The sequence below is a fragment of the Thioclava sp. NG1 genome (assembly GCF_003122275.1).
GTDB lineage: Bacteria > Pseudomonadota > Alphaproteobacteria > Rhodobacterales > Rhodobacteraceae > Thioclava > Thioclava nitratireducens.
The window spans coordinates 171,370-196,873 of record NZ_QFBB01000001.1 but is presented as its reverse complement, the minus strand read 5'-3'; the positions used below and the strand labels follow the sequence as shown (position 1 = coordinate 196,873).

20 protein-coding genes and 1 tRNA gene are annotated in these 25,504 nt (G+C 66.2%); 7 read left to right on the top strand and 14 right to left on the bottom strand.

What is annotated here, in order from left to right; all coding sequences use genetic code 11:
* The first annotated feature begins 17 nt into the window (after positions 1-17).
* Positions 18-425: a hypothetical protein gene (locus tag DEM26_RS00900; protein WP_075774172.1), complete on the top strand. Its 408-nt coding sequence runs from the start codon at positions 18-20 to the stop codon at positions 423-425.
* Between the two features lie 4 nt (positions 426-429).
* Here DEM26_RS00900 and DEM26_RS00895 read toward each other — a convergent pair whose 3' ends face one another.
* A complete protein-coding gene (locus tag DEM26_RS00895; protein ID WP_075774173.1) occupies positions 430-1,092 on the bottom strand; it encodes an arylesterase in 663 nt (220 codons plus the stop codon).
* A gap of 40 nt (positions 1,093-1,132) precedes the next feature.
* On the opposite strand from DEM26_RS00895, the gene DEM26_RS00890 reads away from it, so the two are divergent.
* Entirely contained in the window at positions 1,133-1,831 is a 699-nt protein-coding gene (locus DEM26_RS00890) for an ABC transporter ATP-binding protein (protein WP_075774174.1), read from the top strand.
* On the top strand, positions 1,828-4,335 hold the full coding sequence (locus DEM26_RS00885; protein WP_109171508.1) for an ABC transporter permease: 2,508 nt from the start codon (positions 1,828-1,830) through the stop codon (positions 4,333-4,335). The genes DEM26_RS00890 and DEM26_RS00885 overlap by 4 nt, the downstream gene beginning before the upstream one ends.
* A gap of 137 nt (positions 4,336-4,472) precedes the next feature.
* On the opposite strand, the gene DEM26_RS00880 is transcribed toward DEM26_RS00885, so the two are convergent.
* Both DEM26_RS00880 and DEM26_RS00875 read right to left on the bottom strand, forming a co-directional pair.
* Entirely contained in the window at positions 4,473-4,934 is a 462-nt protein-coding gene (locus DEM26_RS00880; RefSeq protein WP_088719674.1) for a transglycosylase SLT domain-containing protein, read from the bottom strand.
* Positions 4,935-5,036: 102 nt separating this feature from the next.
* Positions 5,037-7,265 (bottom strand): heavy metal translocating P-type ATPase, encoded by a 2,229-nt coding sequence (locus DEM26_RS00875; protein ID WP_109171507.1) that lies wholly within the window; start codon positions 7,263-7,265, stop codon positions 5,037-5,039.
* A 125-nt stretch (positions 7,266-7,390) separates the two neighbouring features.
* On the opposite strand from DEM26_RS00875, the gene DEM26_RS00870 reads away from it, so the two are divergent.
* The 3 genes from DEM26_RS00870 to mnmH all read left to right on the top strand — a co-directional run bounded on the left by DEM26_RS00870 (position 7,391) and on the right by mnmH (position 9,362).
* The gene (locus DEM26_RS00870; protein WP_075774178.1) at positions 7,391-7,597 is read left to right on the top strand and encodes a YgaP family membrane protein; all 207 of its coding nucleotides are present in this window, start codon (positions 7,391-7,393) and stop codon (positions 7,595-7,597) included.
* 131 nt (positions 7,598-7,728) lie between these two features.
* The gene (locus DEM26_RS00865; RefSeq protein ID WP_075774179.1) at positions 7,729-8,313 is read left to right on the top strand and encodes a L,D-transpeptidase; all 585 of its coding nucleotides are present in this window, start codon (positions 7,729-7,731) and stop codon (positions 8,311-8,313) included.
* Positions 8,313-9,362, top strand: a complete 1,050-nt coding sequence (gene mnmH, locus DEM26_RS00860) for a tRNA 2-selenouridine(34) synthase MnmH (protein WP_109171506.1) — start codon at positions 8,313-8,315, stop codon at positions 9,360-9,362. The genes DEM26_RS00865 and mnmH overlap by 1 nt, the downstream gene beginning before the upstream one ends.
* A 174-nt stretch (positions 9,363-9,536) precedes the next feature.
* Here mnmH and selD read toward each other — a convergent pair whose 3' ends face one another.
* Entirely contained in the window at positions 9,537-11,702 is a 2,166-nt protein-coding gene (gene selD / locus DEM26_RS00855) for a selenide, water dikinase SelD (RefSeq protein WP_109171505.1), read from the bottom strand.
* A gap of 137 nt (positions 11,703-11,839) precedes the next feature.
* Between selD and DEM26_RS00850 the strand changes: the two genes are divergently transcribed.
* A tRNA-Met gene (locus tag DEM26_RS00850) sits at positions 11,840-11,916 on the top strand.
* A 75-nt stretch (positions 11,917-11,991) separates the two neighbouring features.
* Here the strand turns inward: DEM26_RS00850 and DEM26_RS00845 are convergent.
* From DEM26_RS00845 to xdhA, 10 genes are all read right to left on the bottom strand, one after another.
* Complete coding sequence (locus tag DEM26_RS00845) at positions 11,992-14,184, bottom strand: OmpA family protein (RefSeq protein ID WP_109171504.1); 2,193 nt, start codon at positions 14,182-14,184, stop codon at positions 11,992-11,994.
* A gap of 160 nt (positions 14,185-14,344) precedes the next feature.
* On the bottom strand, positions 14,345-15,631 hold the full coding sequence (locus DEM26_RS00840; protein ID WP_109171503.1) for an NAD(P)/FAD-dependent oxidoreductase: 1,287 nt from the start codon (positions 15,629-15,631) through the stop codon (positions 14,345-14,347).
* A 211-nt stretch (positions 15,632-15,842) separates the two neighbouring features.
* On the bottom strand, positions 15,843-16,928 hold the full coding sequence (locus DEM26_RS00835; protein ID WP_075774184.1) for a BMP family ABC transporter substrate-binding protein: 1,086 nt from the start codon (positions 16,926-16,928) through the stop codon (positions 15,843-15,845).
* Positions 16,929-16,983: 55 nt separating this feature from the next.
* Positions 16,984-17,916, bottom strand: coding sequence for an ABC transporter permease (locus DEM26_RS00830; protein WP_088719679.1), 933 nt, complete (start codon positions 17,914-17,916; stop codon positions 16,984-16,986).
* Positions 17,913-18,248: a hypothetical protein gene (locus tag DEM26_RS00825; protein WP_075774186.1), complete on the bottom strand. Its 336-nt coding sequence runs from the start codon at positions 18,246-18,248 to the stop codon at positions 17,913-17,915. Before DEM26_RS00825 ends, DEM26_RS00830 begins: the two co-directional genes overlap by 4 nt.
* Entirely contained in the window at positions 18,245-19,324 is a 1,080-nt protein-coding gene (locus tag DEM26_RS00820) for an ABC transporter permease (protein WP_088734952.1), read from the bottom strand. Before DEM26_RS00820 ends, DEM26_RS00825 begins: the two co-directional genes overlap by 4 nt.
* Complete coding sequence (locus tag DEM26_RS00815; RefSeq protein WP_075774188.1) at positions 19,321-20,835, bottom strand: ABC transporter ATP-binding protein; 1,515 nt, start codon at positions 20,833-20,835, stop codon at positions 19,321-19,323. The genes DEM26_RS00820 and DEM26_RS00815 overlap by 4 nt, the downstream gene beginning before the upstream one ends.
* Positions 20,832-21,767 (bottom strand): xanthine dehydrogenase accessory protein XdhC, encoded by a 936-nt coding sequence (xdhC, locus tag DEM26_RS00810; RefSeq protein WP_075774189.1) that lies wholly within the window; start codon positions 21,765-21,767, stop codon positions 20,832-20,834. The genes DEM26_RS00815 and xdhC overlap by 4 nt, the downstream gene beginning before the upstream one ends.
* Entirely contained in the window at positions 21,764-24,043 is a 2,280-nt protein-coding gene (gene xdhB, locus DEM26_RS00805) for a xanthine dehydrogenase molybdopterin binding subunit (protein WP_109171502.1), read from the bottom strand. Before xdhB ends, xdhC begins: the two co-directional genes overlap by 4 nt.
* Positions 24,040-25,410: a xanthine dehydrogenase small subunit gene (gene xdhA / locus DEM26_RS00800; protein ID WP_109171501.1), complete on the bottom strand. Its 1,371-nt coding sequence runs from the start codon at positions 25,408-25,410 to the stop codon at positions 24,040-24,042. Before xdhA ends, xdhB begins: the two co-directional genes overlap by 4 nt.
* Positions 25,411-25,504: the final 94 nt, after the last annotated feature.

Here is a 25,504-nt window from a genome sequence, read left to right as displayed (position 1 = left end):
CGCGAAGGAGACCGCCCATGCGCCACGCCCTGATGCTGATCCCGCTCGTCCTGCTCGCCGCCTGCGGCACCCCGCAGGAGCGCTGTATCCGGCAATCCACGACCGAACTGCGCCGCGTCACCGATCTGGTCAGCGAGGTGCAGGGCAATCTCGCGCGCGGCTATGCGTGGCAGAGCTACGAGACCACGTCGAGCCGGTGGGAAATCTGTGGCTACGACACGATCACCAAGGGCGACAAGCTGATCCAGAAGCCGCGCATGTGCCTCGAGGATTACACTGTGACGCGCCAGCGACCGATCCCGATAGATCCGGTAATCGAAAAGCGCAAACTTGAGGCTCTGTTGAAGCGGCAGGCGGAACTGTCGAAGGCCGCCGAAGCGCAGATCGCAGCCTGCAAGGCGGCTTATCCCGAAGAGGAGAGCTGAGCGCTCAGCTCCCTGGCTTCACCTTCGCCAGAAGCTCCAGCACCTTCGGCCCCAGCGCCGCCACCACCTTTTTCACGCCGGCAGGCGAGGGGTGGATATTGTCGGGCTGCATCAGGTTGGTCTTCGCGCGCTCCTCGATCGAAGTCTCCGTGATCGGGGCGAGAAGGTTGGGCACCAGAACCGCATCGTATTTCTTCGCCAGGTCGGGATAGATCGCGTCGAAATCCTTCTGGTATTTCGGGCCGAAATTCCCCGGTGCGGGAAGGCCTGCCAGCAGTGCCGGAATGTCCTTCGCCTGCAGTTTCGCGAGGATGCCGTCGAGGTTCGCGCGCGCCTGTTCCGGGGGCAACCCCCGCAGCAGGTCGTTGCCGCCCAGAGCCACGATCACCGCATCGGGCTGCGGCGTCAGGAGCCAGTCGATCCGCGACAGCCCGCCCGCCGTCGTATCGCCGGAGACGCCGCCATTGATGACGCTGACATCCTGCCCGTGATCGCGCAGCCAGCCCTGCAGCTGCGGGACCAGCCCGTCGGTCGGATTATCGAGCCCGTAGCCTTGGGTCAGCGAGTCCCCGAGCGCGAGGATCGACACCTCCGCCATCGCGGGCACAGCGCTCAGAGCCAGCCCTGCGGCGATAAAACCGGCCGCGATCCGCTTGCGTATCCCCATGCGCGGCCCATATCCCTTTGAAGCAAAAGAAAGACGGCGCATGAGTGAAACGATCCTTGAGTTGAAAGACGCGCGGCTCGCGCTCGACGGCAATACCGGCCCGGTCGAGATCCTCAACGGGATCGACCTCAGCATCGCGAAAGGGGAAAGCGTCGGGCTTACGGGGCCGTCTGGATCGGGCAAATCGTCGCTCCTCATGCTGATGGGTGGGCTGGAACGCGCCACCTCGGGGTCTGTCACCGCTTTGGGTCACGACCTCTCGAAGCTGTCCGAGGATGCGCTGGCGCGGTTTCGTCGGGGTAATATGGGGGTGGTTTTCCAAAGCTTCCACCTCATCCCGACGATGACGGCGCTGGAAAACGTCGCGATGCCGCTGGAAATCGCAGGCGTGGAGCGCCCGTTCGAGCGCGCCGCGGCAGAGCTGGAGGCCGTCGGGCTGGCGCATAGGCTCGATCACTATCCCAGCCAGATGTCGGGCGGCGAGCAGCAGCGCGTGGCGCTGGCCCGCGCGGTCGCGCCGCGACCTGCGATCCTGCTGGCGGATGAACCCACCGGCAATCTCGACAGCGCCACGGGCGAGACGATCATCGAGCTGCTTTTCGGCCTGCAGGAGAAACACGGCGCGACGTTGGTGCTGGTGACCCACGCGCCTGAACTGGCCTCGCGCTGCGACCGGATCGTGGAGCTGCGTGATGGAGAAGTCGTGGGCGATCACATTGCAACGGGCACCCCCGCATGAGCCTCGCGCTCTCCATCGCCCGGCGCGAGCTGCGCGGCGGCATTCGCGGCTTCTGGGTGATGCTGCTCTGCCTGATGCTGGGCGTGGCGGCGATCGCCTCCGTGGGGCTGGTGCGGTCCGCGATCGAACGTGCGCTGTCGGATCAGGGCGCGGTTCTGCTGGGGGGCGACGCGCAATACGAATTCACCTATCGCCGCGCCAAGCCCGAGGAGCTGCAATGGATCACCGACCGCGCCACGGCGGTCTCGGAGGTGATCGACTTCCGCTCGATGCTGTCGACCGGCACCGATCCCGCCGACCGCGCGCTGACGCAGGTGAAGGCGGTGGACGGGGCCTATCCGCTGACCGGCAAGCTGCAGCTTGATCCGCCCGTCGCGCCTGACGCGTTGACGGGGCAGGGCGGCTTGCCGGGGATTTTCCTCGATCCGATCCTCGCTGACCGTCTGGGCCTGAGCTCTGGTGACAAGGTGCAGCTGGGCGGGCAGGATTTCGTGATGATGGCGCGGATCGTGCGCGAGCCGGATTCGACCGGGACGGGGATGGGCCTCGGTCCGCATTCCATCGTCTCTCTGTCGGCCATCGAGAACACGCCGCTGCTGTCGCCCGGCTCGCTCTTCGAGACGGAATACCGCGCGACGCTGCCGCCAGACACCGACCTCGCCACCCTGAAACAGCAGGCCGAGACCCGGTTCGACGGTGCAGGAATGCGCTGGTCCGACCGCCGCCGGGCCGCGCCGGGGGCGGAGCGTTTCGTGCAGCGGCTGGGCTCTTTCCTCGTGCTGGTCGGGCTTGCCGGGCTGGCCGTAGGCGGGGTCGGCATCTCCGCCACGGTCGCTGCGTGGATCGAACGCAAGGCGCCCACCATCGCGACCCTGCGCGCGCTCGGCGCGACCGGAGGCACGATCCGCGCGGCGTTTCTGCTGCAGCTCGCAGCCCTCGGCCTCGCGGGCATTCTCGCCGGGCTCGTCCTTGGCGCCGGTCTCGTACTCGGCGCATCCGGGCTGATCGAACGCTCGCTGCCACTGCCGGTCGAGATCGGCCTCGATCCCGGCCCGCTGGGCGAGGCCGCGCTCTACGGCGCATTGGTCGCGATGCTGTTTGCGCTCTGGCCGCTCTCGCGCATGTCGAAGATGCGCGCGGCGACGCTTTACCGCGACACCGGCGCAGGCCGCCGCCTGCCGGGCTGGCCCACGCTTCTGCTGACGGCAGCGCTTCTGACGATCATCGTCACCGTCTCGGCGTGGTTCTCGGGTCTCTGGACGCTGACGCTGGCGAGCCTCGGCGGCATCGCCGCGGCGCTTCTGATCCTGACGCTCGCCGCCAGCCTGATCCGCTGGCTCGCGCGTCGCGCCCAGCACCGTGCCCGGGGCCGCCCCGTGCTGCGCGCAGCCCTTGCCGCTATCGGCGGGCCGCGCTCCGAAGCTCGCTCGGTCATCCTGTCGCTCGGCCTCGGCCTCTCGGTTCTGGCCGCCGTGGGACAAGTCGACAGCGGCTTGCGCGGTGCGATCGACCGCGATCTGCCGAAGGTCGCGCCGGCCTATTTCGTGATCGATATCCAGCCCGACCAGATCCAGCCCTTCACCGACCTGCTGGCTGACATGCCTGCAGTCACGAAGGTCGAGAGCGTGCCGATGTTGCGCGGCGTGATCACCAAGATCAACGGCGAGGATGCGCGCAAGACGCATGGCGAGCATTGGGTGCTGCGCGGTGATCGCGGCGTGACCTATGCCGAGACCCCGCGCGAGAAGATCACCGCGGGCGAGTGGTGGCCGAAGGACTATAACGGTCCGCCGCTGGCCAGCTTCTCGGCCAAGGAGGCGCAGGAGATCGGCCTGAAGCTCGGCGATACGATCACGGTGAACATCCTCGGGCGCGACATCACCGCGAAGGTGACCTCGTTCCGCGATGTGGATTTCTCGACCGGCGGGATCGGTTTCGTCCTCACGCTCGATCCGGCGGCGCTGCGCGGTGCGCCCCATACATGGCTCGCCACGATCTACGCGCCGCCAAGCGCCGAGGCGCAGGTGATGCGCGATCTGGCGGAACGCTTCCCCAATATCACTGCTATCCGCGTGCGCGACGCCCTGCAGCGCGTGACCGATGCGCTCTCGGCCATCGCCCGGGCGACCTCGCTGGCCGCGGGTGTGACGCTGCTCACCGGCTTCGTCGTGCTGATCGGGGCGGCGGCGGCGGGCGAGCGCGAGCGGGCCTGGGAGGCTGCGATGCTCAAGACGCTCGGCGCCACGCGCGGCGCGATCCTAGCGAGCTTCGCGCTGCGCTCTGCGCTGATGGGTGCGGCGGCGGGGCTGGTCGCGATCCTGTTCGGTGGGCTCGCGGGCTGGGCCGTGGTCGATCTGGTGATGGGCGCGGAGTTCCATTTCGCCCCGATGCCTGCGCTTCTGATCGTGGCGGGCGGTGTGATCGCGACGCTGCTCGCGGGTCTGGTCTTCGCTTTGCGCCCGCTTGCGGCCCGGCCTGCCGGGGTGTTGCGCGCGCCTGAGTGAGGGCAGCTTTGCGTGGAAAGGCCGGATGCCTCCGGCGGGGATATTTCGGCCAAGCCGAAGAGAGAGCGTTTTGCTTCGCCTTGGCGCAAATATCCCCCGCGGAGCGTCCCTCAGTTCGAGGACGCGCAGGTCGCGGGTCAGCGCAGACCGGTTTCCCGGAGCAGGCCGCGCCGCTTGGCCTCGTAATAATAGCCGCGCGAATACCATTTGACCGCGCGATCTTCAGAGCCGTCCGAGACCAGCCATGCGCCGCGCAGGTATTTCACGGCGTATTTCAGGTTCGTCGAAGGGTCGAGCAGGTCATGCGGCTTGCCGCGAAAGCCCATGCCGCGTGCGGTTTGCGGCAGGATCTGCATCAGCCCGTAATAGGGGCCGTTGCGGGCATCGGCGCGGTAACGGCTCTCGCGCTGGATGACTCGGTGGGTCAGGGTGCGCGGAACGCCGTAGTGGTCCGAGTAGCGGTTGATCAGGGCGCGGATTTCCGGCGTCTCGTTGCGGTGGAGCGGCAGCGCATAGGCCGGTTTCGGCATCGGCCGCGGCGAGCCGCCGCAAGCTGCGAGGGCGCTCAGCGAGAGAATGAAGAGGCGACGAGTCAGCATGCGGGCGCTCCAATCGAGGTCTTCCGCAGCTAAGCGCCCTCCTTGCCGCTTGGGAAGGGTGGAGTTCCGGCCTCGGCGCGCTCTTGCCGATCCACGCCCGGATCACCGCAGGGCGCGGCGCAGGCGCAGCGCGTTGGTGACCACGAAGACCGAGGAGAAGGCCATCGCGCCCGCCGCCAGCATCGGTGACAGGCCGGGCCCGCCGAAGGGCACGAGGATGCCCATCGCGACCGGGATCAGCGCGACGTTATAGGCGAATGCCCAGAACAGGTTCTGCCGGATATTGCGCATCACCGCGCGCGACAGTTCCAGCGCCATCGCGACGCCGTTCGGATCGCCGCGCATCAGCACGACCTCGGCGGCCTCGATGGCGACATCGGTGCCGGTGCCGATCGCGAGGCCCACATCGGCGGCCGCCAGCGCAGGGGCGTCATTGATACCGTCGCCCACGAAGGCGACCGGTCCGATCTGGCGCAGGCTCTCGACTGCATCGCGCTTGCCGTCGGGCAGCACCTCGGCCTCGATCCGGTCTATGCCAAGATCGTGGCCCACGGCTTCCGCGGTGACGCGCGTGTCGCCGGTGACCATCGCCACCTGTTTGCCCGCCTTGTGCAGAGCGTCGATCGCTTCGCGCGCCTCTGTCTTGATCGGGTCCGACAGCGCCATCAGCGCGACTGGCCGGTCGTCGAGCGACATCCACACCGGGGTGCGGCCTTTCGCGGCCAGCGCCTTCGCACGTTCGGCATAGGGCGTGATATCGGCTCCGGCCTCTGCCATCGCGCCGGCATTGCCGATCCAGAGCTTCGCGCCTTCGGCCTGCGCGCGCAGCCCCTTGCCGGACAGCGCCTTGACGCGTTTGACCGGTGCATGGGTAATACCGCGCGCTTCGGCCTCGGCGAGGATCGCCCGGGCCAGCGGATGTTCCGAGCGCGCCTCGGCGCCTGCCGCGAGCGCGAGGATTTCCGCCTCGGGCAGGTCGGCGAGCGGCTCGAGATCGGTCAGGGCGGGGTGGCCTTCGGTCAGCGTCCCGGTCTTGTCGAAGCCCACGACCGCGACTTCCGAGAGGCGTTGCAGCGCGTCGCCACGGCGGAAGAGCAGGCCCAGCTCGGCGCCGCGTCCGGTGCCCACGAGGATCGAGACCGGTGTCGCCAGCCCCATCGCGCAGGGGCAGGCGATGATCATCACCGAGATTGCGGCGACGAAGGCGTGCGAGAAACCCATCCCGGCGATCATCCAGATCGCGAAGGTCAGGAGCGACAGCGCCATCACCACGGGCACGAAGACGCGGGTGACTTTGTCGACCAGTGCCTGCACCGGGAGTTTCGCGCCCTGCGCAGCTTCGACCATCGCGATGATCCGCGACAGGACGGTGTCGCCGCCGGTTGCGGTGACGCGGTAGCTCAGCGCGGATTCGCCATTCACCGTTCCGCCGGTGATCGGATCGCCTTCGGATTTCGCGACGGGCACGGGCTCGCCCGTCAGCATGCTCTCGTCGATATGCCCCGCGCCTTCGGCGATTACCCCGTCGAGCGCGACTCGTTCGCCGGGGGCGAGCAGCAGAATGTCGCCGGGCACGAGTTCCTCGATCGGCCGTTCCTCGACCCCGTTTTCGGTCTGCACACGCGCGGTCTTGGGTTGCAGACCGATCAGCCGCGAGATCGCCTCGCCGGCCCGGCCCTTGGCGCGCGCCTCAAGCCAGCGACCCAGCAGGATCAGCGTGACGATGGTCGCCGCCGCCTCGAAATAGACGCCGCGCGCGGCCTCCGGCAGAAGGCCGGGGGCAAGCGTGACGAGGGCGGAATAGACAAACGCGGCGAGCGAGCCCATCGCGACGAGCGAATTCATCTCGGGCGCGCCGCGCAGCAGGGCGGGGACGCCGATGCGCAGGAAGACGCGGCCTGGGAAGGCCAGCACCAGCGCGGTAAGGATCATCTGCACCCACCAGCTTGCTTCGATCCCGATCGTGCTGGCGATCAGGTGATGCATGCCGGGAATCATATGCGCGCCCATCGCGAGCACGAAGACCGGGGCGGTCAGCGCGAGCGCGGTCAGGAACTGCCGCCGGAGCTGGCGCGCCTCCTGCAATTGGCGTTCGGCGGCGCTGGGGCCACTGGCCATCTCCTCTTTCAGACGGCCCGGATAGCCGGCCTGATCGAGCGCAGTTTTGAGGCTCTCGAGATCGGCGGGCCCGTCGAATTCGACATGGGCGCTGCGCGCCATCAGGTTGGCCGAGGCGTTTTGAACGCCGGGTTGTGCCATCAGCGCGCGTTCGACCCGACCGGTGCAGGCCCCGCAATGCATGGCGTCGATTATGAAAGTGGCTTCGCTCATGGGACGTTATCTGATCCCGCGCGGGGCTGCGGTCAAGCGTCGCGAGACATATGCAATCAATTGAATTTGTCTTGAGGAGATGCTATATTCTGCCTCAACGTAACCTTTTCGTGGAGTACCCTCGAATGAACCTCGACCGTGCGATTTTTGCCTTTGCTGGCGTGATGATCCTGATCTCGCTGCTGCTGGCCGTTTATGTCTCGATGTATTGGCTCTGGTTTACTGCCTTCATCGGCGCGAACCTGCTGCAATCGGCCTTCACCGGTTTCTGCCCGGCTGCAATGATCTTCGGCAAGTTCGGTGTCAAATCGGGCTGCGCTTTCGGTAAGTAATCGACAAAGCGGCAACGATTGGCGCTGGTCTTTTCCGGACCCGAGACCAAATCTTGAGAGGGTGGGGCGGCTTTGCTAGCCTCGCCCTTGGCTTTTCTTGAATGAAGCCACGGGATTTGCAGGAGTTTGAGATGGATCGCCGCGCCTTTCTTCTTTCGTTGGCCGCCTTGCCCTTCGCAAGCCTGCCCGCCTTTGCCGCAACCGAACCCGCGCAAAGCGTCGAGACCGGACCGGCCAAGCGCTGGCCGATCGGCTCGCAATATTACCCGACGAAAGTGGCGGTGAAGCCGGATCTGCCGGTGGGCTCGATCATCATCGTTTCCGACAAGTTCTTCCTCTATCACATCATCGCGCCGGGCGTTGCGATGCGATACGGCGTGGCGGTCGGCAAGGCGGAACTGACATTCCGCGGCAAGGCGACGGTAGCGCGCAAGGTCAAATGGCCGAGCTGGACCCCGACGCCAGAGATGATCGAGCGTAACCCGGCCTACAAGAAATACGCCGACGGCATGAAAGGTGGGCCGGAGAACCCGCTCGGCGCGCGGGCGATGTATCTCTATCAGAATGGGCATGACACGGCGATCCGCATCCACGGCACGACCGAGCCGCGGTCGATCGGGCATGCGGTCTCGAACGGCTGCATCCGGATGGTGAACGATCACGTCATCGAGCTGTTCAACAGCGTTCCCGTCGGCACGCAGGTTACTGTCTACTGATGAAACTTACCTCGATTGCCGAGGTCGCCGCGCTCGATTTCGACACGATCATCGATGTGCGCTCGCCTTCGGAATTCGCCGAGGATCATATCCCCGGCGCCATCAACCTGCCCGTGCTCGACGATGAGGAGCGCGCCCGCGTCGGCACGATCTACAAACAGGTCGCGCCCTTCGACGCGCGCAAGATCGGTGCGGCGCTGGTGGCACAGAACGCAGCCAAACATTTGCAGGGTCCGCTGGCCGACAAGGAAGGCGGCTGGCGTCCGCTGGTCTATTGCTGGCGCGGCGGACAGCGCTCGGGCTCTTTCGCGACGATCCTGAAGCAGGTCGGCTGGCGCGTGGAGCTGGTCGAGGGCGGCTACAAGGCGTTCCGGTCGCTGGTGGTGGAGGCTGGAAAGGCGGCGATGCCCTGTCCGGTGGTCGTACTCGACGGCAATACCGGAACCGCGAAGACCGACATTCTGAAAGCGGCACGGGCACAGGGCGCGCAGGTGATCGATCTGGAGGGGCTGGCCAATCATCGCGGTTCTCTCTTCGGGGCGATGGAGGGCGGGCAATCGAGCCAGAAGGATTTCGAGACCCGGCTGATCATGGAGATCGCGGCGCTCGACCCGGCGCGACCGGTGCTGCTGGAGGCGGAAAGCTCAAAGATTGGCGATCTCCAGCTGCCGAGCGGGATCTGGGCTGCGATCAAGGACGCGCCGCGTGTGCGGGTCAGGGCGCCGCTGGCGGAGCGCGCGGAGTATCTGGCGCGGGCCTATGCGGATATCACGGCGGATCCAGATCGGCTGCTTGGGGTGCTCGATCAGTTGCGGCCCTTCCAGCCCGCCGAGCGGGTCGCGGCATGGCAGGCACAGGCGCAGGCCGGTGAATATGCGGCGCTGGCGGGCGAATTGATGCGCGACCATTATGATCCACGCTACGAGAAACACCGCGCGCGTCATGTGGAGCAGGAGCGGGTGATCGAGGCTGAGAGTCTCGCGCCGGAGGCGATCGAGGGGATAGCTGCGCAGGTGGTAAGAGAGGCGCAGGAGATGGCGGAGCGCTAAGGGGCGTGAGCCCTTGGCAAGGGGCGACCAGCCTGGGCCGCGCCCGACCCTCCCCCCGGGAGCGCACATTGGCAATGTCATCGCGAGTAGGAATGTCTTCCGGGCTTGCGAGATAAAGCGCCAAGCCATCTGCCGGTCAAAGCGCCCCCCCAAGGGTCGGGCGCGTCCCGTCTCTCACCGCACCCGCAGGAACGCCGGGCCGTCCGCAATCGACCCGATCCGCGCGGCGCGGTAGCCTGCCGCTTCCAGCTTTGCCAACACCTCCGCCGTCTGCGCCTCCGGCACGCTCGCCAGCAAGCCGCCCGAGGTCTGAGGATCGTGCAACAACTCCGTACGCGGCCCCGGCGGCGCGGTCATCCGGCCCGCGCAATTGGCGATGTTTTGCGGCAGGAGCGTCGAGTGTTCGCCCGCTTCCGCCAAAGCTTCGGCGCCCTCCAGCAGCGGGATCGCGTCAAGGTCCAGCTCTGCCGAGACAGCCGACGCCTCGCATAGTCCCAGCAGATGCCCTGCGAGACCAAACCCCGTTACATCCGTCATCGCAGAGGCCACGGGCGCGAGGATCGCGGAGGCGCCGGCGGAACTGCGGCCCATGCTCTCCAGCGCGCCTGCCACCACGTCGCCGGGAGCGTGCTTCGCCATCTCGGCGGCGAGGATCACGCCCGTTCCAAGCGCCTTGGTCAGGATCAGCGCCTCACTCGGACGCGCTCGGTCTTGGCCCAGCGGTCGCTCTGCCAGCCCGGTCACGGTGAAGCCGAGTGTCAGCTCCGCGCCCATCGAGGTATGCCCGCCGACGAGATCGCAGCCCGCTTGGCGGAACGCCTCCGACGCGGCACCCAGCATCTCGCGCAGGGCCCGCGCGCCCAGTTCCTCGGACTGGCGAGGCAGTGTGACCTGCGCCAAGGCCGCCTGCGGTGCCGCGCCCATCGCCCAGGCGTCGCTCATCGCATGCAGCGCGACGATCCGGCCCAGAAGCCACGGATCTTCGGTGAAGGCGCGGACGTGATCGGTGGTGAAGACCTGTGCTTGCGAGCCGCAGGACAGAACGGCGGCATCGTCGCCCGGACCGCTCAGCACATCCGCGCGTGCAGGTGCGGGCAAGTCAGATAGCGCCTCGCGCAGCGCCTGACCGCCCAGCTTCGCGCCGCAGCCGCCGCACATCGGTTTGCTGCCCAGCACCTCCGCGATTCCCTGCGCGTGCTCGCGTGGCAGGGGGGGGGGCGGCATCGCTGGCAGGTCATGGACCTTCGCCATGAACTTGCGGTCAATCCTGTTCTTCCAGTGCCAGAGCCACGCGCCGTTCAACGGCAGCCCCCATTTATCGGCCACCGCCAGCTTGCCGCCTGCGGAGATCAGTTTCAGATAATCGCGCTGCGGCTGATAGGTCTTCATCTCTCCGCCCGAAGCGGCAGCGCGCAGGTTTGCGAACAGCGGCTTGGCCTCGCGCACCGCATAGACCCCTGCCTTGGGACGCGGCGCGTGGCTGAGATGGGCGATGTCGCCTGCGGCGAAGATCGCGGGGTCCGAGCTTTGCAGCGTCGGGCCGACCGTGACGAAACCGTCGGTCAGATCGAGTCCGGTTTCGGGTAGCCAGTCGGCGGGTTTCGTCGACCCCGTACCGATGATGAAATCGGCCTCGGCTGTGCGGTCGCCTTCCAGAAGGAGCCGCCCTCTTTCCGCCCCGATCAGCGCCGCGTCAGTCTCGATCTTCACGCCGAGCCGTGCGCAGTGTTTCAGCATCGCATTCCGGGCGCCGGTGCCGAGCGCGCGCAATGCCTCGGGGGCGGCCTCATAGACCGTTACCTGGGCCTGTGGCAGACGGTGGGCACAGGCCATTGCAAGCTCCACGCCCGCCACGCCGCCGCCGACCACGGCGATCTTTGGCGACTCGGGCGGATTGGCGGCGAAGGCGTCCCAGGCATCGGCGAAAGCGTCGAGCGGTTTCGCGGGCACGACATGCTCGCGAAATCCCGGCAGCTGCGGCATCTCTGCCGTGATCCCGATATCGATCGAGGCCACGTCGTAGGCGATCGGCGCACGCCCCGGCACTTCGATCAGCCGCCGGGCCCGATCGATTCCCGTCGCGCGCCCCAGAACCAGCCGCGCGCCAGCATGTCTTGCGAGCTTCACCAGATCGAGCTGCAACTCGTCGCGGGTATAATGCCCCGCCAAATGGCCCGGCAGCATCCCCGAATAGGCGGCGGAAGGCGCGGGGTTGATCACTGTCAGCCGCACGCCCGGAAGCGGCTTCATCCCCCACATCCGCAGCACCAGCGCGTGGGTATGACCGCCCCCGATCAGAACGATATCGCGTGTGAGGGGCAGGGCAGGGGCGGCGTGCATGGTCTCTCCTTTTCTCCTCCTGCCTAGCCTTTGCGCACGGCTTCGCCAATTCCCAATATGCCGCAGCGAAATGGGGGCAATTTTCCCGCAAAACGTCCTTGACTGGACGATCCGCTTTGCCTAGTTAGCCCCCCAGTGGCTAGGTAGCTCAGCTGGTTAGAGCACACGACTCATAATCGTGGGGTCGGGGGTTCAAGTCCCCCCCTCGCCACCACTACTCCCCTCTTTCGGGAGAGATGCGAAAAGGGCGCCCCGCAGGGCGCCCTTTGCTTTTGTCTCTGGTTCAACCTTAGTTCGAGGCGGTGCGCAGAAGATCGGTGATCCGGCGCACGACGGCACGGCGGTTGGCTTCCGAGGGGCCTTCGGTCTGCACTTTCAGGTCCTGTTCGCCATAGCCCTGCACCACGAGGTTCTCGGCGGGCACGTCGAAATACTCGCTCAGTGCCAGCGCGACCGATTCCGCGCGACGGTCCGAGAGCGCAAGGTTGTAGGCGGCGCTGCCGACGGCGTCGGTATGGCCTTCCACGAGGAACAACTCACGCGGGTTCTCGTCGATGCGCTGTTGGATCGCCTGTCCGAGAGCCGAGAGGGCCTGCGCTTGATCCGGCTGGATCGCTGCCGAACCAGTCTCGAAGTTGATGTTCTCGACCGTAATTGCGGGCGCGAGTTCGCGGACCGGGGTGATGTTGCGCACCTGCGAAAGCGTGAAGGTACGGTCGACGCCACTCTGGCGGGTCAGCGCTTCGCGCAGTGCCTGTTCGTTGCTGGAAGACACCGTCGCGACGGGCTTGGGCTTGGGGAGCGCCGAGACATCTACAGGGTCTGCGCCCTGCGCGTCATTGACCAGCAGGTATTGCGTCCCGTCGGGCTGGACCAGCGTCCGCTTGAGGATTCGGCGCTGCGCGTCATAGACGGTGACGATCTGGCTGCCGTCCGGCTTGGTCACGATCGTGCGCGACGAGCCGTCCGCATAGTCCTGCGTGCGAATCTTCGACCCGGGCTGACGCAGAAGCGCGTTATCGTCCTTCACCAACTGATAGGATCCGTCGGGCTGCTGCACCACGACGCGGTCGCCCGAATTCACGGCTACTTTCGAACCGTTGTTCAGGATCGCTCCCACGGCGAGCGCACCGAGACCGGAGAGCGCCGCGGTTTCGAGCGTGCTCAGGCCGTCCTTCTTCTTCGTCGAATCGGTCTGGGCCGTGGCCTGCGCCTGTGCGTCGGGCTTGGCGTCGACCGTGGTCGAGAAGTCTTCCGAGGCGCTGCGTGCAGTGTCCTCGGTCACCGTTTCTTCGGTCGCATTGGTGGTGTCGGTGCTGTCGGCCGGTGCGTTGAGCGCCTCGTTCTGCACAGCCTCGCCCTGGATCGCGGCCTTGGTGTCTGTCAGCGCGTTCTCGAGCAGCTTCGTCGCCTCGGCGGTCGAGCTGGCCTGCGTGTTCGCCTGTTGATCCGTTTGCGCCTCGGCACTCGCGTCAGCACTCGCCGCATCGGTGGTGTTCGCGTCGGCGTTCGTCGAATCTGCGGTCGTCGCCTCTTTCGGTTGGACCACCTTCGGCTCGACGTCGGAACCCGATCCGCCATTGCCCTCCTGCACGACCTGAGTGTCGGAGGTGGTATCGGTCGAGGTCTCGCCAGCGGGTTTCGCCTCGGGTTCAGCCGTCGCGGTGCTCTCCGGCTGAGCCGCCGAGTTCTGCATGGCGTTTTCGGTGGTGTCGGTCACCGGGGCAGGGGCGTCCTGCGAGGTGGTTTCGGGGCTCATGGTGTCCGTCGCCTCGGCATTCGTCTGGCCTTCTGCAGCAGTCGAACCGTCAGCGGTGGCGTCGGTCGAACCGTCAGCCGTCGCGCCGGTCGAGCCATCGGTCGCGGCGGTCGCGGACCCGTCGGTCTTCGCGGTCGTATCGGCTGAAGTCGTGCCCTCGCCGTTCGCGGTCGCGGCACTGTCGGTCTCGGCGGGCGCCGCGGCCTCGGGCTGCGCATCGGTCGATGCGGCGGCGTCGGGCGCGGCAGACGTATCTGCATTCGTGGCCGTATCGGTATCGGTCGTCGCGGCAGCGGCCGCGTCGGCGTTGGCATCGGTGCCCGTGGTCCCGGATTGAGTGGTCACATCCGCGCCGCCTTCGACTGCGGCTTTCGCGCTGGCGTCGGGGGTGTCACTGCTCGCGGCCGGGTCCTGTTCGGAGGGCGGGGCTGCGCCTTCGATCGCCGCTTTCGCAGCCTGATCGGCTTCGCTGTCGGACATCGGCGCATCTGCATTCGCCGGATCGGTGCCTGCGGCGGCTTCGGCGGAGCCGTCGGCATTCGCCGCATTGGCCTCGCAATCGGCTTTCGCCTGCTCCATCGGGGTGCCGTCTGCGACTGCTTTCGCAACGCATTCCGCAGCGGCGGTGTTACTGTCCTGGGCAAGCGCACTGAACGGCAGGATCGCCGGGCTCAGCGCGGCAAGGCCGGCAACGAGCGCAGTGGTCGTCTTCAACGTCTTCATGTCGTCTCCCTTTCATACGGCATCTGGCCGTGTATCGGGGGACCAAACGTTTCACGGAGGCGTGTGTTCCGGCGCGTCACCACCATCGGCGTGAATCAGCGCGGGGCGAGCCCGCAGGCCCGCCCCGTGAATTGAAAACAGAAATGGTTGCCGACCCGGCTCAGTGAGTCTTCTTCACCGCCTTCAACTTGTCGATGCCGAGCATCTTCATCGCGGTCTTCTCGTAGAACGGCTCCGAGGTGCCCTTGCGCAGCTTGCGCAGGAAATATTTCTCGAACCCGATCTTGGCGAGATGGACCCATTTGCCCTGGCTCGACCAGTTGACGTTTCGCGGCGGAAGCTGAGGCTGGGCCACGAAGGCGATGCCACTGTCGCCGAAATCGGCCAGACAGATCGCGTTCCAGGTGCCGGTCTCGTCGGGTTCTTTGCCGCGCACGATATTGCCTAGGTTATGCGCGGTGGCGGAGACCATCGACTCGATCATGAAGCCGGTTTTCGGCACGCCGCAGGGTACCGGGGTCGGCCCCATGGGCGGGATCGCGATGCCGACGCCGATGCCGAAGACGTTCGGATATTTCGGGTTGCGCTGGTGCTTGTCGACGATGACGAAGCCGCGCGGATTGACGAGACCGTCCAGCCCCATGACCGCCGGGATGCCACGGAAGGGTGGCAGCATCATCGCGTATTTGAACGGCAATTCGTGGGCGGCCTTGATCGAGCCGTCATCGGCGATTTCCTCGACATGCATCACGCCGTCCTCGACCTTCTTCACACGGCTCGAGACCATCCACTTCATGTGCTTGTTGCGCATTTCGGATTCGAGAAGGCCCTTGGTGTCGCCCACGCCATCAAGACCGAGATGGCCGACATAGGGCTCGGAGGTGACGAAGGTAATCGGCACCTGATCGCGGATCTTCGCGCGCCGCAGCGCAGTGTCGAGGATGAAGGCGAATTCATAGGCCGGGCCGAAGCACGAGGCACCCTGCACCGCGCCCACGATGATCGGGCCGGGATTTTCGCAGAAGCGTTTGAAGGCGGTGCCGGCCTCCTCGGCGTGATCGATGTGACAGACCGAATGCGTGAAGCCGTCAGGGCCGAGCCCCTCGATCTCGTCGAAGGCCAGTTCCGGGCCGGTGGCGAGGACGATGTAATCGTAGGAAACCTCGCGGCCATCCTCCAGTTCGACCTTGTTGTCATCGGGATGCAGGCGCTTGGCCGCGACCGGGATGAACTTGATGTTCTTTTTCTTCATCGTCGGTTCGAGATCGACGGTGATGTCCTTGCGGTCGCGCCAACCGACGGCGACCCAGGGGTTCGAGGGCACGAAGTGATACTTCGGGTCCTTGGTGATGACGGTGATCTCGTCTTCCTTGCGGACCTGGTCACGCAATTCATAAGCCATGATGGCGCCGCCAAGACCCGCGCCAAGTACCACGATATGTGCCATTGCCTTCCTCCCACTCCCTAACGTCAACCGCTCTATCTACCGATAGATGCAAATTATTGAATGTGTCAAGTTGCTCGACACTTCAAATTTTGCGCCTGAATCCTGGGGGCGGCAACGATGACGGTCAATGAGAAGGGGGGTAGAGGCGGCGCGAGCATGAAAAAGGGCCGGCGCCTGGCCGACCCTTTCGTCTTTTCGTTCGTGCAATCGCTTACTTCGGCGGTTCCGCGGTAATGCCCTCGACATAGAAGGTCATCGAATGAAGCTGGTCGTCGGTCGCGACATCGCCTGCCTTGAGGAATTCGCTGCCGTCCTGCTTGTTGAGCGGACCCGCGAAGGGATGGACCTTGCCCGAGGCGATGTCGTCCTTGAGCTGCAGCGCCTCTTTCTTGACGTCGTCCGGCACCGCCGAGGAGATCTCGCCGATCTTCACCATGCCGCTGTCGATGCCGCCCCAGGTGGCTTCCGATTTCCAGGTGCCGTCCATGACGGCGCCGACGCGTTCGATGTAATAGGGCGCCCAGTTGTCGATGGTCGAGGAGACGCGCGGCATCGGCGCGAAGGACGACATGTCCGAGGCCTGACCGAAGGTGATGACGTTGCCCGCTTCCTGAGCTTTCGCCTGCGGCGCGGTCGAGTCGGTGTGCTGCAGCAGAACGTCCACCCCATCGGCGATCAGGGCTGCGGCCGCGTCGGCCTCTTTCGCCGGGTCGAACCACGAATAGGCCCAGACGACTTTCATTTCGACGTCCGGGTTCACCTTCTTCGCCGCGAGGTAGGCGGCGTTGATGCCCTGATAGACCTCCGGGATCGGGAAGGAGCCGATATAGCCGATCTTGTTGGTCTTGGTCATGCGACCGCCGATCGTGCCCTGAATGGCGCGACCTTGGTAGAACTTCGCGTCATAGGTCGCGAGGTTGTCGGCGAGCTTGTAGCCGGTGGCGTGCTCGAATTTCACGTCGGGGAATTTCTTGGCGACGTTCACGACCGCGTCCATGAAGCCGAAGGAGGTCGCGAAGATCAGCTTGTTGCCGTCCAGCGCAAGCTGGGTCAGCGCGCGCTCGGCATCGGGACCTTCCGGCACGTTCTCGATGAACGAGGTTTTCACCTTGTCGCCGTATTTCTCTTCGATCGCCTGACGACCCTGGTCGTGCTGGTAGGACCACCCCATGTCGCCGACGGGGCCGACATAGATGAAGCCGACTTTCAGCGGCTCGTCAGCGGCGAAAGCCGGGACGCCTGCGCCCGCGACAACGGCCGTGGCGGCGGTGGTTTTCAAAAAGGATCTGCGGTTCATCGCGTTACTCCAAGTTGGGTGGCGGGCCTCTTGATGGGGCCCTTCGAGATATGCCTCAGCTCGAGGCGTGGAAAGACTTGCCGAGGCTGGCAGGGGCGGCCTGCACGCCGTGGCGGTGGATGGCGGAGAGGATGACCAGCACCACGATGGTGATGACGTAGGGGGCCATCGACAGGATATGCACCGGGATCGCGTAGCCCGCGGCCTGCAGCTGCAATTGCAGCGCGGTGATGCCGCCGAATAGGTAAGCGCCCAGCAGCACGCGCCACGGCCGCCAGCTTGCGAAGACCACGATGGCGAGCGCGATCCAGCCCGCGCCAGCGGTCATGCCTTCGGTCCATTGCGGCACGCGCACGAGGCTGAGATAGGCACCGCCCAGACCGGCCAGCGCCCCGCCGAAGGCCAACGCGGCAAAGCGGACGGCGACGACGCGGTATCCCAACGCGTGTGCTGCGTCATGACTTTCGCCCACCGCGCGCAGGATCAGCCCCATGCGGGTTGAGCGCAGCACGTACCAGACCACGGCGACGAGGATCAGCGAGAGATAAACGATCCAGTCATGCGAGAACAGGATGCGGCCCAGCACCGGAATATCCGAGAGCGGCCCGAAATCGATCTTCGGCGTCGCGGGCGGCCGCACGCCCTCATAGCCCTTTCCGATCAGCGCGCTCAGGCCAAGTCCGAACAGCGTCAGTGCAAGGCCGGTCGCGACCTGGTTCGACAGCAGCTTCTGCGTCAGAAAGGCGAAGAGCGTCGCCAGCAAAGCGCCGGCAATCGCCCCCATCAGGAAGCCCAGAACCGGGCTTCCGGTGGCGACGGCGGCAGCAAAGCCCGCGACCGCGCCCATGATCATCATCCCCTCGACGCCGAGGTTCAGCACGCCCGATTTCTCGGCCACCAATTCGCCGGTGGCCGCTAGCAAAACCGGGGTCGACGCGCCCATCAGAGTCGCCGTCAGGGTGATGATGTCGATGCCGCCCACGATCATAGCGTGCCTCCATGTCCCCAGAACAGAACCGGCCCCCAGGCCAGATAGCCCCCGACGAGGCCGATGACGAGCCCGGCCATCGAGGCGTAACGCTCGCGTCCGTGCAGGGTGGGGCGACGGGGCTCTTCGCTGTCAGGGCGCGCGCCGATGCGGTAGATCACCGCCCGCGACGCGCCAACCGCCAGTTCGAAAACCACCATCATAACCACGCCGATCACGACGAAGGCCCAGAATGCCTGCGCCACGGCGAGCAGATAGTACAGGCCTAGCCCCATCACGACGCCGCCGAGAAAGATGACCGCCAGGCGCAGCGAGGGGAGTTTGCCCGTCATGCCGCGACCCTCCCGAAACGGATGCGGAAGTTGGTCAGCACATCGAAGGCCAGCAGGAAGAACAGCAGCATCCCCTGAAATACCTGGATCGCCGCCGAGGGCAGGCCGAGCATCAACTGCGCCATGTCGCCGCCGATATAGGTCAGCGCCATCAGCAGACCCGCCAGCAGGATGCCGATCGGGTGCAGGCGACCCAAGAAGGCCACGATGATTGCGGTGAAGCCATAGCCCACGTTGAAGCTGTCGGTGATCTGACCCGAGGGACCGGAGACTTCGAACATGCCCGCGAGGCCCGCAAAGGCGCCGCCCATGCCAAGCCCGAGGATCACCAGCCGCGCCGGCATCACGCCTGCGAAGCGAGCGGCGCGCGGGGCCTCGCCTGCGACGCGGATGCGGAAACCGGTGATGTGGCGATGCATCAGCCCATAGGTAAAGATCACCGCGATCAGCGCCGCGACGACGCCCCAATGCATGCCTGTGCCCGCGATCAGCTCGTGGTTGAAGGCAGAGGGGTAGTCCTGCAGGTTGCGCGATCCGGGAAAGCCGAAGCCTTCGGGGTTCTTGAGCGGCCCGAAGGCCATGTAGGCCAGCAGGTTCTCGGCCACGTAGACCAGCATCAGCGAGACGAGAATTTCAGAGGTGCCGAACATCACTTTCAGCACCGCGGGGATCATTGCCCAGAGGAAGCCGCCAAGCGCGCCGAGCACGATCATCACCGGGAACAGCCAGTGGCTTTCGGCCGGGTACATCTTCAGCGCCAGCCACGCCGAGAACAGCGCGCCCATGATGTATTGCCCCTCCGCGCCAATGTTCCAGATGCCCGCGCGAAAGCCCACGGCGAGCCCGCAGGCGATCAGGATCAGCGGCCCGGCCTTGACCAGCAACTGGCCACGGAAATAGGCCGCGTTGCCGCCGAAAAGCGGGTCCCAGAAGATTACGCGGATCGCCTCGACCGGGTGCTTTCCGAGCATCGCGAACAGGATGCCGCCCGCGATCATGGTGGCGATCACGGCGAGGATCGGTGTGGCGTAGGACCAGAAGCGAGACGGGGTGGGGCGCCGGACGAGAGTGATCATACCGCAGCCTCCTGCATCCCGTGCGCGCCACCGAGCATCATGCCGATCTCTTCGATCGTCAGCCCCTGCGTCGGGCGCGAGGCGCTCAGGCGGCCTTCGTTCAGTGCCGAGAAGCGGTCGGAGATTTCCATAAGCTCATCGAGGTCCTGGCTGATCGCGATCACCGCAGCCCCTTTCGCGGCCAGATCGAGCAGCGCTTGCCGAATCGACGCTGCGGCGGCGGCATCGACACCCCATGTCGGCTGGTTCACGACCAACACGGCGGGGTTTTGCAGCACTTCGCGGCCGATCACGTATTTCTGCAGGTTTCCGCCCGACAGCGCCCGGGCGGCCACATGCGCGCCGGGGGTGCGCACGTCGAAGGCTTGAATGATCTCGTCGGCGAAGGTTTTCGCCGCACCCTGATCTACGAAGCCGTTGCGGGTCAGCGGCTTGCGCATTGTCCCGGTGAGAATCGCATTCTCCGTCAGGCTCATCGCGGGAACGGCGGCATGGCCGAGCCTTTCCTCGGGGGCCGCCAGCATCCCCTTCGCGCGGCGTGGATTCGGCCCGAGGCCGGAGATGTCTTCGCCCATCAGGCTGACGGTGCCGGGGGCGGAGGGCCGTTCTCCCGACAGGGTCGCCAGCAATTCTTCCTGACCGTTGCCTGCGACGCCGCCGATGCCAAGCACCTCGCCCGCGCGCAGCTCGAAGCTGAGATCCTTCAGCGACGGACCGAATTGCGACATCGGTGCCAGCGACAGCCCATCGACCTTCAGCACCACATCGCCCAGTTTGCGCTCGGCTCGGTCGGTCACTTTCAACTCCGCACCGACCATCAGCTCGGCCAGTTCGCGCGCGGTCTTTTCGCTCGGGTTGCAGCTTGCCACCACCTTGCCGCCGCGCAGGATGGTCGCGCCTTCGCAAAGCGTGCGGATTTCCTCGAGCTTGTGGCTGATATAGAGGATCGCGGTGCCCTCGGCGGAGAGCTTGCGCAGCGTGTGGAACAGGATTTCCACCTCCTGCGGCGTCAGAACCGAGGTCGGCTCGTCCATGATCAGAAGCTTCGGGTCCTGCAGCAGGCAGCGCACGATCTCGACGCGCTGACGCTCGCCCGCGGAGAGGTCTCCGACCAGACGGGCAGGGTCCAGCGGCAGGCCATAGGCGGTGGAAATCTCGCGGATACGTTTGGCGAGTTGGCGCATCGGCGGCGGGTTTTCCATGCCGAGCGCCACGTTCTCGGCGACGTTCAGCGCCTCGAAGAGCGAGAAATGCTGAAACACCATCGCGACGCCTGCGGCCCGCGCCGCGCGTGGATCGGCTGGCGCGAAGGGTTGGCCGGCGAAATGCATCGTGCCGGAATCGGGCTTCACGAGCCCGTAGATCATTTTCACCAGCGTCGATTTGCCGGCGCCGTTCTCGCCCAGCAGGGCGTGCACTTCGCCCGGACGCACCGAGAAGCCGACGCCATCGTTGGCCACGACCCCAGGATAGGCTTTCGTCAGCCCGTCGATCTTGAGCAGCTCCGTCACCCAGCGCGTTTCCCTTTCCCCGTCGCCACCTTCGCGGCGTTCAGCTCCTTCACTAGCCCGGTCGCGACCCCAAGAGCAATGGCTTGAGGATGCTTCCCCAAGGTCGGATCGCCTATCGGGCAGGCAATGCGTGAAATTTGTGCATCCGAATGACCCAGGGCGGCAAGACGTTTGCGGAAGCGGACCCATTTGCTGTCCGATCCGATCAGGCCGAGCCCGCCGACCCCGTGAGCGAGCAGCCGGTGGCAGAGTTCGAGGTCGAGCGCATGTGAATAGGTCAGCACGAAATGGCGCGCCTCGGTCGGGGCGAGAGAGACAAGATCAGCCGGGTTCTCTGCGATCAGCGGCGTGACGCCCTCGGGGAGTGTCTCGGGAAACCGCTCGGACCCGCTATCGGCCCAGAAAAGTGCGAGGCCGGGCAGGGGGGCGAGCGCACCGATCAGCGCGCGCCCGACATGGCCCGCGCCCCAGATCCAGACCGGGGTGGCGGGTGGTGCGACCCGCTCGATCAGCCAGGTCTCCACCAGCAGCGGCGGTGCCTCGCCGCGATCCCGGGCGCGCGCCAGCGCGCGGGTGACGGCCAGCGGCTCGGGCGCGCCCGGCGTCAGCGGGCGCGCGTGCCAATCGCCTGTAATCTGCGCGACGGTGTTCCGGTCCATCCGCTCGTAGCCCAGCACCACGGCCCCGCCGCAACACTGGTTCATGGCCGGGCCGAGCGGGATTTTCTCGACCCCAGTCAGCCCGCCCCGCGCCTTTGCGATGGCGGAGAATTCCAGCGCGCCGCCGCCGATCGTGCCCTCGACGTGATCCGCCCAGACCAGCATCTCCGCCCCGTCTTCGCGCGGGGTGGAGCCTTGGGCGCGCGCGACCACCACGCGGGTGAACGGTCCGCGTTCCGCCGCGCGGGCGAGGGCTGCGGGATCCAGGCTCATGCGTCGCCCCTTGCCCGGTGCACGGCAGCGAGAACCGCCTCGGGCGTCGCGGGCGCCTGCAGATCGGGCCAGTGCGGGCCGCAGGATTTGCACGCGTCCTGCAGCGCGAGGAAGGCCGAGATCGCCAGCATGAAGGGCGGCTCGCCGACCGCCTTGGAGCGATAGATCGTGTCCTCGCGGTTCGGTGCGTCCCAGAGCGCCACGTTGAACACACGCGGGCGGTCCGAGCAGGCGGGGATCTTGTAGGTCGAAGGCGCATGGGTGCGCAGTCGGCCTTTATCGTCCCAGACCAGTTCCTCGGTCGTCAGCCAGCCCGCGCCCTGAACGTAGCCGCCTTCGATCTGGCCGATGTCGATAGCCGGGTTCAGCGAGGCGCCCGCATCATGCAGGATGTCGGTGCGCAAGATGCGGTTCTCGCCGGTCAGCGTGTCGATCACGACCTCGGTCACCGCCGCGCCATAGGCGAAGTAGAAGAACGGGCGGCCCTGCCCCTTGATCCGGTCCCAGCTGATCTTCGGCGTGGCATAGAAGCCGGTCGAGGAGAGCGACACCCGCGCCTCATGGGCCAGCTTCACCAGCTTCGCGAAGGGCAGGGCATGCTCGCCCGCGCGCACCTCGCCATTGGCGAAGCTCACGTCTTCGATGGCTGCGCCGGAGCTTTCGGCCATGAACGCGGCGAGCCGCGCCTTGATCGTCTCGCAGGCGGCCTTCACCGCCATGCCGTTCAGGTCGGCCCCCGAAGAGGCCGCCGTAGCGGAGGTATTGGGCACCTTGTCGGTGGCGGTCGCGGTGATGCGCACGTCCTCGTCCGTCACGCCAAAGACCGAGGCCGCGACCTGACAGACCTTGCGGTGCAGGCCCTGACCCATCTCGGTGCCGCCGTGGTTCAACTGTATCGAGCCGTCGGCATAGACATGCACCAGCGCGCCCGCCTGGTTCAGCTGGGTCAGCGTGAAGGAGATGCCGAACTTCACCGGCGTCAGCGAGATGCCGCGCTTCAGCGTCGTGTTGGCGGCGTTCCATTCGGCCACGCGGGCTTTGCGGGCCGCGAACTCGGCGGATTGCTCCAAGCGCTCGGTGATTTCGGGCAGGATGAAATCCTCGACCGGCTGGCCGTAATGCGTGCTCTGCACGCCCGCTGGGTCGTAGTAGTTGCGCTTGCGCAGATCGAGCGGGTCGATCCCCATCACATGCGCGAGGTGATCGAGCGCGGCTTCCGTTCCGATCATGCCCTGCGGGCCGCCGAAGCCCCGGAAGGCCGTCGCGCTTTGGGTGTTGGTGCGCAGCCGGTGGCTCTCGATCTTCACATTCGGCAGGTAATAGGAACTGTCGGTATGCAGCATCGCGCGATCGCAGACCGGCAGGCTCAGGTCGGGCGACCAGCCGCAGCGGGCGAGATGGGTGAACTCGGCCGCGACGATCTTGCCCTCGGCATCCGCGCCAAGGCGATATTTGATCCGGAAATCATGGCGCTTGCCGGTGATGATCATGTCGTCGTCGCGGTCGTAGCGCATCTTGCAGGGCCGCCCGGTGGCCCGCGCGACGACGGCGCAGGCGATGGCGAGCGCGTTGCCCTGGCTCTCCTTGCCGCCGAAACCGCCGCCCATCCGGCGCATCTCCACGCGGACGTCATGCATCGCGCAGCCAAGCGCGTCGGCCACCTTGTGCTGGATTTCCGACGGGTGCTGCGAGGAACAGCGGATCACCATTCCCTGATCGTCGGGCAGCGCGAGGGCGGCCTGACCTTCGAGGTAGAAATGCTCCTGCCCGCCCATGTCGAAGCTGCCTTCGACGATATGTTCTGCCTGCGCGAAGCCCGCGCCGGTATCGCCGCGCGCCCAGGTGACCGGGCCGCCTTCGAAATGGCTGTTGGCCTCGAGCGCCTGTTCGACGGTCAGGATCGCCGGGCGCGGCTTGTAGTCGACATTCGCGAGCCGCGCCGCTTTGCGCGCGGCATGGTGGCTGGTCGCGGCGACCACGAAGATCGGCTGACCGACATAATGCACGACACCTTCGGCCAGAACCGGTTCGGGCTCGGGCGCGGGCGAGGCATTGTTGGCAAACGGCATGTCCTCGGCGGTGAGCACCGCGACGACGCCCGGAGCGCTGCGCACCGCGCTCAGATCGAGCGAGGCGATCTCGGCATGGGCTTCGGTCGAGAGGCCGAAGGCGAGGTGCAGCGTGTTGCCGGGGCAGGGGATGTCATCGACGTAGCGCGCCGCTCCGGTGACGTGCAACTGCGCGGAATCGTGGGGTTTCTTGGTGCCGACGCTCATGGTTGCACCTCCAGAATGGAGAGGGCGCCTTGGGCGTTGCGCACATAGCGGATCAACATCGCCTTGGCGGCCTCCATCCGGTAGGCATCCGAGGCGCGCATGTCGGTGAGCGGCGTGAAGTCCTGCTCCAGCGCGGGCAGGGCGGCCGTGACCGCCTCCTCGGTGAAGGGCTGGCCCTCAAGCGCCGCTTCCAATTCCGTTGCGCGTTTCGGGATACCCGCCATGCCGCCAAAGGCGATGCGCGCGGACCGGATCGTGTCGCCCTCGCGCGAGATATTCAGCGCGCCGCAGACGGCGGAGATGTCCTGATCGAACCGCTTCGAGAGTTTGTAGCAGGCGAGATCGGGCACGGATTTCGGGAAGCTGACGCTTTCGACGAATTCGCCGGGCGCGCGGTCCTGTTTGCCGTAGTCGAGGAAGAAACTCTCCAGCGGGATCGTGCGGCGCGTGTCACCCTTGCGCAGCGTCAGCTCCGCGCCCATCGCGATCAGGACGGGCGGGCTGTCACCGATGGGCGAGCCGTTCGCGATATTGCCACCGATCGTCGCCGCCTGACGCACCTGTTCGGAGGCGAAACGGCGGAGCAATTCGGCAAAGCTCGGGAGCGTGTCGCGGATCGTCTCGCGCAACGTCGAGAGCGTGATGCCCGCGCCGACGATATAGCGGTCGTGGGTTTCCTCGATGTTCTGCAGGTCCGTGCAGTTGTTCAGGAAAGCGACTTCTTTCAGGTCTCGCAGCTGTTTGGTGACCCAGAGACCCACATCAGTCGCGCCCGCGATCAGCGTGGCGTCCGGATGAGCGAGATACCACTCCGCCAGCGCATCCGCGCTTGCGGGAAGGAAGACATGATCGGCCACAAGCGCGACGTCTGCCAGATCGGGCGGCGTGTCGTGCATCCACGCGGGCACGGGCGCGTCCTGAGCCGCCTCGGCGGCGCGGATGATCGGTGCGTAGCCGGTGCAGCGGCAAAGGTTGCCCGCCAGCAGATCGTCGTGATCGCGGCGTCCATTGAGATGACCCGCCGCCATCGAGGCGATGAAGCCCGGCGTGCAGAAACCGCATTGCGAGCCGTGATGGTCGACCATTGCCTGCTGAACTGGGTGCAATTCGCCCTTCGGCCCCGCGACGCCTTCGACGGTGCGCAGCGCGCGCCCGTGCAGATGGGGCATCATCATCAGGCAGGCATTGAGCGGTTTGGCCCCGTTGGCGTCGGTCACGATGACCGAACAGGCACCGCAATCGCCCTCGTTGCAGCCCTCCTTGGTGCCGGTCAGGCCTTCGGCGCGCAGCCAGTCGAGCACAGATTGCGTCGGATCGGTAATCGCCACCGTCCGGGTTTCTCCATTGAGAAGAAACGTGATCTCCATAAGAAAAATCCGCCGCCTTACCAGTCGTCCCTGCGGTCCCCCTCGATGCGGCGTAGAACGGGACCTGCCCAGCAAAGCCGATGCGGACGGGCTT

Bases quoted from the DNA above. Each gene is read 5' to 3' on its own strand.
- DEM26_RS00845 (WP_109171504.1), bottom strand. From the start codon at position 14,184: ATGAAGACGTTGAAGACGACCACTGCGCTCGTTGCCGGCCTTGCCGCG.
- DEM26_RS00870 (WP_075774178.1), top strand. From the start codon at position 7,391: ATGAACCTCGACCGTGCGATTTTTGCCTTTGCTGGCGTGATGATCCTG.
- mnmH (WP_109171506.1), top strand. From the start codon at position 8,313: ATGAAACTTACCTCGATTGCCGAGGTCGCCGCGCTCGATTTCGACACG.
- DEM26_RS00825 (WP_075774186.1), bottom strand. From the start codon at position 18,248: ATGACGGGCAAACTCCCCTCGCTGCGCCTGGCGGTCATCTTTCTCGGC.
- DEM26_RS00900 (WP_075774172.1), top strand. From the start codon at position 18: ATGCGCCACGCCCTGATGCTGATCCCGCTCGTCCTGCTCGCCGCCTGC.
- xdhA (WP_109171501.1), bottom strand. From the start codon at position 25,410: ATGGAGATCACGTTTCTTCTCAATGGAGAAACCCGGACGGTGGCGATT.
- DEM26_RS00895 (WP_075774173.1), bottom strand. From the start codon at position 1,092: ATGGGGATACGCAAGCGGATCGCGGCCGGTTTTATCGCCGCAGGGCTG.
- DEM26_RS00835 (WP_075774184.1), bottom strand. From the start codon at position 16,928: ATGAACCGCAGATCCTTTTTGAAAACCACCGCCGCCACGGCCGTTGTC.
- DEM26_RS00820 (WP_088734952.1), bottom strand. From the start codon at position 19,324: ATGATCACTCTCGTCCGGCGCCCCACCCCGTCTCGCTTCTGGTCCTAC.
- xdhC (WP_075774189.1), bottom strand. From the start codon at position 21,767: ATGAGCCTGGATCCCGCAGCCCTCGCCCGCGCGGCGGAACGCGGACCG.
- DEM26_RS00880 (WP_088719674.1), bottom strand. From the start codon at position 4,934: ATGCTGACTCGTCGCCTCTTCATTCTCTCGCTGAGCGCCCTCGCAGCT.
- DEM26_RS00840 (WP_109171503.1), bottom strand. From the start codon at position 15,631: ATGGCACATATCGTGGTACTTGGCGCGGGTCTTGGCGGCGCCATCATG.
- DEM26_RS00875 (WP_109171507.1), bottom strand. From the start codon at position 7,265: ATGAGCGAAGCCACTTTCATAATCGACGCCATGCATTGCGGGGCCTGC.
- selD (WP_109171505.1), bottom strand. From the start codon at position 11,702: ATGCACGCCGCCCCTGCCCTGCCCCTCACACGCGATATCGTTCTGATC.
- xdhB (WP_109171502.1), bottom strand. From the start codon at position 24,043: ATGAGCGTCGGCACCAAGAAACCCCACGATTCCGCGCAGTTGCACGTC.
- DEM26_RS00885 (WP_109171508.1), top strand. From the start codon at position 1,828: ATGAGCCTCGCGCTCTCCATCGCCCGGCGCGAGCTGCGCGGCGGCATT.
- DEM26_RS00890 (WP_075774174.1), top strand. From the start codon at position 1,133: ATGAGTGAAACGATCCTTGAGTTGAAAGACGCGCGGCTCGCGCTCGAC.
- DEM26_RS00865 (WP_075774179.1), top strand. From the start codon at position 7,729: ATGGATCGCCGCGCCTTTCTTCTTTCGTTGGCCGCCTTGCCCTTCGCA.
- DEM26_RS00830 (WP_088719679.1), bottom strand. From the start codon at position 17,916: ATGATCGTGGGCGGCATCGACATCATCACCCTGACGGCGACTCTGATG.